Source organism: Arthrobacter sp. NPDC080086, from assembly GCF_040702285.1.
On sequence record NZ_JBFBKP010000120.1, the window covers coordinates 1 to 8,154 of the forward strand.

7 protein-coding genes and 2 pseudogenes are annotated in these 8,154 nt (G+C 70.6%); 2 read left to right on the plus strand and 7 right to left on the minus strand.

Annotation, left to right across the window (positions count from 1 at the left end; all coding sequences use genetic code 11):
- A pseudogene (gene rpsK / locus AB0305_RS21825) lies at positions 1 to 115 on the plus strand (30S ribosomal protein S11); the annotation flags it as partial.
- A gap of 179 nt (positions 116 to 294) precedes the next feature.
- Here the strand turns inward: rpsK and AB0305_RS21830 are convergent.
- From AB0305_RS21830 to AB0305_RS21855, 6 genes and pseudogenes are all read right to left on the minus strand, one after another.
- Positions 295 to 1,203, minus strand: a pseudogene (locus AB0305_RS21830) (TIGR01906 family membrane protein); the annotation flags it as partial.
- A 237-nt stretch (positions 1,204 to 1,440) separates the two neighbouring features.
- Positions 1,441 to 2,676 carry an Ig-like domain-containing protein gene (locus AB0305_RS21835; RefSeq protein WP_364136864.1) on the minus strand — a complete coding sequence of 412 codons (1,236 nt, stop codon included), beginning with the start codon at positions 2,674 to 2,676 and terminating at the stop codon, positions 1,441 to 1,443.
- On the minus strand, positions 2,655 to 3,881 hold the full coding sequence (locus AB0305_RS21840; RefSeq protein WP_364136862.1) for an Ig-like domain-containing protein: 1,227 nt from the start codon (positions 3,879 to 3,881) through the stop codon (positions 2,655 to 2,657). The genes AB0305_RS21835 and AB0305_RS21840 overlap by 22 nt, the downstream gene beginning before the upstream one ends.
- A gap of 167 nt (positions 3,882 to 4,048) precedes the next feature.
- Positions 4,049 to 5,527 (minus strand): adenosylhomocysteinase, encoded by a 1,479-nt coding sequence (ahcY, locus tag AB0305_RS21845; protein ID WP_290258528.1) that lies wholly within the window; start codon positions 5,525 to 5,527, stop codon positions 4,049 to 4,051.
- 139 nt (positions 5,528 to 5,666) lie between these two features.
- On the minus strand, positions 5,667 to 5,912 hold the full coding sequence (locus tag AB0305_RS21850) for a hypothetical protein (protein WP_290258529.1): 246 nt from the start codon (positions 5,910 to 5,912) through the stop codon (positions 5,667 to 5,669).
- A gap of 96 nt (positions 5,913 to 6,008) precedes the next feature.
- A complete protein-coding gene (locus tag AB0305_RS21855) occupies positions 6,009 to 6,416 on the minus strand; it encodes a DUF3499 domain-containing protein (protein ID WP_290258530.1) in 408 nt (135 codons plus the stop codon).
- A gap of 121 nt (positions 6,417 to 6,537) precedes the next feature.
- Here AB0305_RS21855 and AB0305_RS21860 point away from each other — a divergent pair, with 121 nt between their 5' ends.
- Positions 6,538 to 7,038 (plus strand): metallopeptidase family protein, encoded by a 501-nt coding sequence (locus AB0305_RS21860; protein ID WP_290258531.1) that lies wholly within the window; start codon positions 6,538 to 6,540, stop codon positions 7,036 to 7,038.
- Here the strand turns inward: AB0305_RS21860 and AB0305_RS21865 are convergent.
- Positions 7,035 to 8,154: DUF5719 family protein (locus AB0305_RS21865; RefSeq protein ID WP_366174016.1), on the minus strand; the 1,120-nt coding region annotated here is incomplete at its 5' end. The genes AB0305_RS21860 and AB0305_RS21865 overlap by 4 nt on opposite strands.

Genomic DNA, 8,154 nt, shown 5'->3' on the forward strand with positions numbered 1-8,154 from the left:
CTTCAAGGGCTCGCGTAAGTCGACGCCGTTCGCGGCTCAGGTCGCTGCTGAAAGTGCTGGCCGCGTGGCGCAGGACCAAGGCATCAAGAACCTGGTCACGGTTGTAGTCTCTGCGGGCGCGTCCGCGGATGGGGTGCCACGGCGCTTGAAGCGGCGGCCCTTGAGCGCCGCCTCGGTGGACGTGTCGGTGTCCGTCAGGCCGTCGGCGGCCGACGCGTCGCCGGCAACGCTGTCCTTCGCCTTCCCGGTCCGGAGCGGCAGGCCGCGGCGGCGCCGGGTGGGCCAGGTGAGGATGAGGGTCAGCAGCGAGGCCAGCAGCACCAGTGCGCCGATCGCGATCCCGGCATCGCTCCAGAACTGGGCCGGGAAGAGCCGGATCAGGGTGTCTTGCAGCGAGAACGTCCAGGTGCCGTTGGCGAAGAAGATCTGGTGGAACTCGGTGAAGAACTGCTCCCAGCCGAGCACCGCCAGGACGCCCAGGCCGATGATGATCACCAGGGTGGCGATAGAGCCGGCGAAGAGCCCGCGGCGGACCCCGCCGGTGCTGCGGCGGCGCAGGTACAGGATGGCGACCAGGCTGACGATGCCCAGCAGCGTCCCCGCCGCGAAGGAGGAGAGCATCACGGTTTTGACGTCGGCCATGTGGCTGACCTCACCGGCCTTGAACAGCTTCTCCCCGCTGCGGTTCACCAGTTCGCCCAGGTAACGCGGGCCGGACCAGTTGCCCAGGTAGTCCACGGCGTAGGAACCGTAGGTCATCCGGTCATCGATGTTGAAGCCGTAGCCGTCGCCCGGGAAGCCGGGACGGTTGTATTCGGCCCAGAGGAACAGCGGGCTGGTCACGGCGCGGACGGCGAGGACCAGCAGGATGACCGGGAAGCAGATGGCCAGCAGGACCTGCATGACCCGGGGGGCCACGGGCTTGGCGTTGGCGGCCTGCTCGCGTTCGGCGTTGCGGCGCTCGACTTCCTCCTGGGGCGGGCGCACGTGCAGGGCCGAGGTGGGGAGCGCCTCGCGGTAGGCGTCCTCCCCCGCGGGACGGCCGACGGCGGTGGCGCCGCCGGTGCGTTCGTCGGTGCGGCGTTCGTCGGTCCGGCGTTCGGCGGCGAGCCGTTCGGCCCGGCGGCCCTGGCGTTCACCGGGTTCTGCGACATTGTCCTTGCCCGGGGCCGGCTTCGAGGCGGCGGCGCCGGAGGGCTTCATCCACTCGAAGGCGGGCTCGTCCGTGTCCCCGGCGGGATCCAGGTCGGGCTCCGGCCGGTTCGGAGGGGTGGCACTCTTCTCAGTCACTGCTGCTTCGCTTCCGTCGGATTCCGCGCGTCCGGGCGTCGAGCCGGGCCGCGCCTCATATCTGTTCTCGAGCCTACCGTCAGGGTTTCGGCCCCGGGGAGGTGCCACCCCGGACCGTCACCGATTCGTGGCCAAACTCCCCGCGCTCCGCTAGCGCTTGGCATACACGTTCCAAGGGATGTTCCAGTCGCCGAAGCCCTCGAGGGGCTCTACCGGCGGAGCGCCCGTGTTCAGGGTCTGGACCACGTCGCCGGGCTTCATCGTGGCGAAGAACCACGCGGCGTCCGCCGGCAGCAGCCCGACGCAGCCGTGCGAGACATTCGCCCGGCCTACCGCGCCCCAGGCCGATTCCAGCGCCTGATGGACGTACACGCCCGACGTCGTGAGCCGGTTGGCGTACTCGACCGTCAGTGGCGGGTAGTAGCCCTTGTCCCCCGGCTTGAGCCCGATGCTGCCTGCGTTGAACCGGGAGCTGCGCTCCTGCTCCATGATCACGGCGTACCCCGTCGGGGACAGCCAGTCCTCCCCGCCGAGGGTCACCGGCGCGGTGCGGGCGAGGACGCCGTCGATGTAGACGTTCATGGTCTTGGTGGTGTCGTCCACGACAGCGATCCGCTGCGGGCCCACCGTGTAGCCGATCCGGGTGTCCGCGTTCCCCACCATCCCGTTGCCGAAGTCCACCCCGAAGAGGCGCAGGTTCACGCTGACCGTGGCGTTGGCGGCCCAGAAGGTTTCCGTCCGGATCCGGGCGCGCCGGTCCGAGTACCAGCGCCAGGCCACGGGCTGGCCGGAGGATGCCGTGACCGTCACGGCCCGCTCCAGCGCCTCCTTGTTCTTCACCGGTTCGCTGAAGATGATCTCAAGCGGCTGGCCGGCGCCGAGGGTGCTGCCGGCGCGGGGGTAGACGGCGGCGTCGGCCTCATTGGCGGCGGCGACCGTGGTGAACCGCTGCTCCCGGACGGTGGTCCGCCCGGCGCCGTCGACGATCGTGAAGCGGTACCGGTAGACGGTGTCAAAGTCGAGCGGCTGCTCCGCCGTCCAGGTGGAGCCGTCGGCGCTGAGGCCACCGGGGACGGGGCCGCCACCGTTCTCGGGGCGCAGCGTCACCTCCAGCACGCGGCCGTTCACGGCCTTGACCGCGGGCAGCGAGGCCGGGTTGACGCCGGTGGCACCGTCCAGCGGCGTCACGCCAAGTTCCAGCGGCTGCAGCACGGGGACGGCGAGTCCGCTGACCGAGCGCATCGGCGCGGACGCCTCCGACGGCAGCTTTTCCTCAGCCCAAACCGGGGCGGTGGCGGATCCGATGCCGGCCGCGGCCAGGAGGAGGCAGATGCCCGCGACGGCGGGCAGCCTGCTCCGGCGCTTTAGTTGGCGTACTGGGCCCATGGGATATTCCAGTCGCCGTAGCCGTCGTCGAACGCGGCGAAGTCGCCCTCGGTGTTGACCACCTGGACCACGTCGCCGGCGGTCATATTGTCGAAGACCCACTGGGCGCCGTCGGGTCCCAGCCCGATGCAGCCGTGCGAGAGGTTGGCCTTGCCGATGAAGGGCAGGGCGGAGTCGGTGGCCTGGTGGATGAACTCGCCGCTGGGGGTCAGCCGGGTGGCGAAGTTGACGTCCAGCTCTCCGTAGTAGGCCGGGTCACCGGGCTTGAGGCCGATCGAGGCGGCGCTCATGTGCTCCACCCGGTACTTCTCCATCAGCACCAGGTAGCCGCGCGCCGAGGGGAACCGGGTGTCGCCCATGGTGGTGGGCCATTCGCCGACCTGCTGGTCGTTGACGAAGGCCTTGAAGGTGTGGGCGGTGGCGTCGGCGATCGCGGTCTTCTTGTCCCCGATGTGGATGGTGACCTTCTTGTTGAAATTGCCGATCTGGCCCTTACCGAGGTCGACGCCGAAGAGCTGCATGTCCATGGTGATGGTGCTGTTGGCGGCCCAGAAGTTCTCCGGCCGGTACCGGACCATGGTGTTGCTGAACCAGTGGAACTCCCCGGGCTGGCCGGAGGTGGAGGTGATCTTGATGGCCTTCTCGACAGCGTCGCGGTTCAGGACCGGTTCGCTGAAGGTGATCTGGATCGGCTGCGCGACGCCCACCTTCATCCCGTCCAGCGGGTAAATCGCGGCGTCGGCCTCGTTCGCGGTGGAGACCGTGGTGAAGCTGCGGGTGGAGGTGGTGCTCCGGCCGGCGGCGTCGATGACGGTGTAGGTGTAGGTGTACCGGGTGTTGAACTTCAGCGGCCCGGACGCGGTCCAGCTGGAACCGTCCGCGCTGAGCGTGCCATCCACCGAGCCGCCGGATTCGCTGGTCAGGGATGCCCGGTCGATCCGCCCGTCGCCGACCTTCAGGGTCACCGGCGAGGCAGGGTTCACGGCCGTGGCGGCGTCCGCCGGGGCCGCGGTCAGCTGGACCGGCGGCAGCACCGGGTAGGCCAGTCCCGGGGTGGACCGCTCCGGCGAGGAAGCCTCGGAGGCAAAGGACGGGTGGGCCAGCGGCCCGGCCGCGGCGAAGACTCCTCCGCCGGCTCCCAGCACGCAGACAGCGGCCAGGACGATGGCCTTGCGGCGGGTGCTCCAGGTTTTTGAGACGGTCACGATACTCGGGTCCTTCCAGACGTCACCTTGCCAGCATAGGGGCAAACGGGCGCCGGACCGGGCCGGACCGAGGCACGATACGGTCACAAAAAAGGCCCCGGGCCCGCGGCGGGTGCCGTGGGTCCGGGGCCTTCCCGGGAGACTCCGGGGATGTTCCCAGGGAGCTCCTAGTAGCGGTAGTGCTCCGGCTTGAACGGGCCGGCAACGTCGAGGCCGAGGTACTCCGCCTGTTCCTTGCTCAGCTCGGTCAGGGTGGCGCCGAGGGCGTCAAGGTGCAGCCGGGCGACCTTCTCGTCCAGGATCTTGGGGAGCACGTAGACCTGCTTCTCGTACTCCTTCTCACCCTCGGGCTGGCCGGCCTTGGTGAACAGTTCGATCTGCGCGATCGTCTGGTTCGCGAAGGAGTTGCTCATCACGAAGGACGGGTGGCCGGTGGCGTTGCCGAGGTTGAGAAGGCGGCCCTCGGAGAGGACGATGATCGACTTCTCCCCGTCGGTGCCCTCGTTGAAGACCCACTCGTGGACCTGCGGCTTGATCTCGACCTTCTTGACGCCGGGGATGCGGGCCAGGCCGGCCATGTCGATCTCGTTGTCGAAGTGGCCAATGTTGCCCACGATCGCCTTGTCGCGCATGCCGGCCATGTGCTCGGCCAGGATGACGTCCTTGTTGCCGGTGGTGGTGATGAAGATGTGGCCCTCGGCGAGCACGCTTTCGAGCGTGGCCACCTGGTAGCCGTCCATGGCGGCCTGCAGCGCGCAGATCGGGTCGATCTCGGTGACGATCACGCGGGAACCCTGGCCCCGGAACGCCTCGGCGGCGCCCTTGCCGACGTCGCCGTAGCCGCAGACGACGGCGACCTTGCCGCCCATCAGGACGTCGGTTGCGCGGTTGATGCCGTCCGGCAGGGAGTGGCGGATGCCGTACTTGTTGTCGAACTTGCTCTTGGTGACGGAGTCGTTGACGTTGATGGCCGGGAAGAGCAGCTTGCCCTGTTCGGCGAGCTGGTACAGGCGGTGCACGCCGGTAGTGGTCTCCTCGGTGACGCCCAGCAGGCGGGAGCCGATCCGGGTCCACTTCTGCGGGTCCTTTTCGAGCGAGGCGCGTAGGACGGACAGGAAGACCCGGCCCTCCTCGGACTCGTCGTCGCCGGCGGCCGGGACGGAGCCCAGGGCCTCGAACTCGGCGCCCTTGTGCACCAGCATGGTGGCGTCGCCGCCGTCGTCGAGGATCATGTTCGGGCCCAGATCCGGGTTGCTGTCCGCACCGGGCCAGGTCAGGATCTGCTCGGCGGTCCACCAGTATTCCTCGAGCGTCTCGCCCTTCCAGGCGAAGACGGGGACGCCCTGCGGGTCCTCGACCGTGCCCTGGCCGACGACAACGGCCGCGGCGGCCTCGTTCTGGGTGGAGAAGATGTTGCAGGAGGCCCAGCGCACCTCGGCGCCCAGCGCCGTGAGGGTCTCGATCAGCACGGCGGTCTGCACCGTCATGTGCAGGGAGCCGGCGATCCGGGCGCCCTTGAGCGGCTGGCTGGGGCCGAATTCCTCGCGCAGGGCCATCAGGCCCGGCATCTCGTGCTCGGCGAGGCGGATCTGGTGCCGGCCGGCCTCGGCCAGGGAGATGTCGGCAATCTTGTAATCGAAGGTCATGAAAATCCTTTGGAGTAGCCGGGTTGGAAGCGTCGGGTTGAAAGCACGGGGCTGTCAGGGGTTCGGAGCCGCGGGCGGTTCCGATGGGAGGCGGCCGGGGCACCCTTGGTGGGGTGCCGCGGCCGCCCTGGGGCAGGTGCTAGTCCGCGGCGTGGCGGGGTCCGGCGGGCGCGCCGCCGTCGTGCTGGTCGGACGCGGCGGAGCCGGCGGCGGCCAGGAGTTCGGGCGGGAGCAGCAGCGGAATGCCGTCTTCGATGCCGTAACGGAGGGTGCGGCCCTGCGCGTCGGGGCTGGTGGCAACGAGTTCCTCGCCCTCCTGCACCAGGGTGGAGCCGGTGACCGGGCAGCGCAGCACGGAGAGAAGTTCGGAACTGATCAATGGCACGTTAAGACCTGGCATGGCGAAGGCTCCCTGGGGGCGCCGCGTCGGGCGCCGGTGGCTTACGGAAAGTTCTTCCCCAGCCTACCGCTGATTCGGGGCTCAGGAGGGTTCGCGGAGGACGCGCAGGTGGCCGCGCCGGGCGCCCTCCGGGGCGGCCGGGGCCTCCAGGGCGGGATGGCTGGCACGCTGCCCGGGGGCCTGGGCCGCGTCGTTACCCTGGCCGGTGGCGGCCGGGCGTCCGGCGGCCTCACGGACGGCGTGGGCCAGGGCCAGCAGGTCGTCGGGGCCGGGCCCGGCGGGCGTCGCGGGCATGGCCAGGCGGAGGACTTCCCAGCCGCGGGGCACCGTCAGGGACCCGGCGTGCTGTTCGCAGAGGTCGTAGCAGTGCGGTTCGGCGTAGGTGGCCAGCGGGCCGAGAACGGCGGTGGAGTCGGCGTAAACGTACGTCAAAGTCGCCACCGCCGAATTCCGGCAGGCGGACCTTGAACAGAGACGAATTGCACCCACGACACCACAGACTACTCCCCTGCACGGTTCCGGGGCCGCATTGAAACACCGCAGGAGGGGCCCGCGCCCGCGTACGGCCCGTCATATCGCGGAATCAGGGCGCCGGGTTTAGAGTCGAGGTATGCAGTCTTTGCCCCACGATTCCGGCTTTACGGTGCGGCTCACGGAGCCCGGCGCCGCCGCGGGCGGCCGTGTCCGGGGCTTCCGCGAACGCCGCAGGAACCGCCATGGCCGCGGCCTGCGCGGCGAGCTACTGATGCCCACCCTGCCGGGGTACCGGACCCGCGCGGAGCGCTTCGACGACTTCGTCCTCGATTCGGCCCAGCGCCTGCACGACATTTGGGGCAAGCCGCTGGACGGGGTCCGGTTCGCGGTCGAGGACATCCCGCCGCAGCTTGAGCAGCTCGTGGCCGAGGGCTCGCCCGCGCCGATGGGTGCCTACGCGCCGGCGACGGCGGGCGAGGGCCCGGTGATCACGCTCTACCGCCGCGTGGTGGAGCAGGCGTGCGGGAGCCGGGAGGAACTCGCGGACCTGGTTCACGACGTCGTCGTCGAACGCACCGCAGAGATGCTGGGCGTTCCGCCCGAGACGCTCGACCCCGTCTACCGCCGCCGCTACTAGTAGCCGAGGGTAACGGCGACCTTTTCCTGCCCGGCCGCGCCCGGGGACACGGGCACGGTGGCCACGTCCGCCTTGCCGTCGCGTTCGAGCAGGACTGCGCCGTAAGCCGCTTCCCCCGCCGCGGACACCAGGTAACCCACCACAGCGGAGCCTTCCACGTCGGCGGGGACCTGGACCGATGCGGTCGTGCCGCCGGCGATGTCCGCCGTCGTGGCACTGCGGATCTTGCCGTCCGCGGTGACCGGCGTGTAGGAGATGGTGGCGCGCCCGTCCGGGGCGCCGAACATCAGAAAGCGGCTGCCGGCCGCCGGGACCGGCACCAGGTGCTGGCTGCCGAGCCGGATGGCGGACGGCGCCCAGGCGACGTCCATGGGGTCTTCGGCCTTGAGCCCGCGGGTCACGCGGGCGGCCGCGGTGAAGGAGACGTCCGAGCTGGCCGAGACGGTGTAGTGCCCGGCCGGCACCCCCGCGAGCGGGACCGTGGTGACCGAGCCGGCCTTGGCGGTGACGACGCCGCCGCCGGGCAGCGGCTTCTGCCCGTCCCGGCCGTACATCTTGACCTCCACGACGGCGTCCGCGGCGCCCGGGACGGCGATCTGGAGCGCGGGGCCGGCGTCCCCGAAGCCGGACTTGGCCGTGAGCGGGCCGAGGGCGGCAGGGTCCTGGATGTCCAGCCCGGTGATGGCCTGCCGGGTGGCGGGGCCGGTGCCGGGGGTGATGAAGTCGACGCCGCCGGGCGTCAGTCCGCGGAGCACGCTCTGCTGGATGACGGCGGCCACGGGGCCGCCGGTGCTGCGCACCCGCACGGCCAGGCTGTCCTGTCCCGGGGCGAGGCCGGCCAGGACGATCGAGCGGGTGGTGCCGGGGGCCACCAGCAGGCCTCGGCTGCCCGGGGCCTGGATGACGCCCTTGGCGCCGAAGAGGTCGAGGTTGACCGTCGCCGGGGTGCCCGAGGCATTGCTCAGGTTCAGCACGGCGGTCCGGCCGAGGGAGGTGTCCGCACCTACCAGCCAGAGATCGTTGGCGGGATTCTGGCAGGCCGCGGCGGCGGTGCCGCGGAGGTCGCCGTCGTCCGCGGCGTAGCTCATGGCGGCGGCGGCGGAGGGCTGCTGGTCC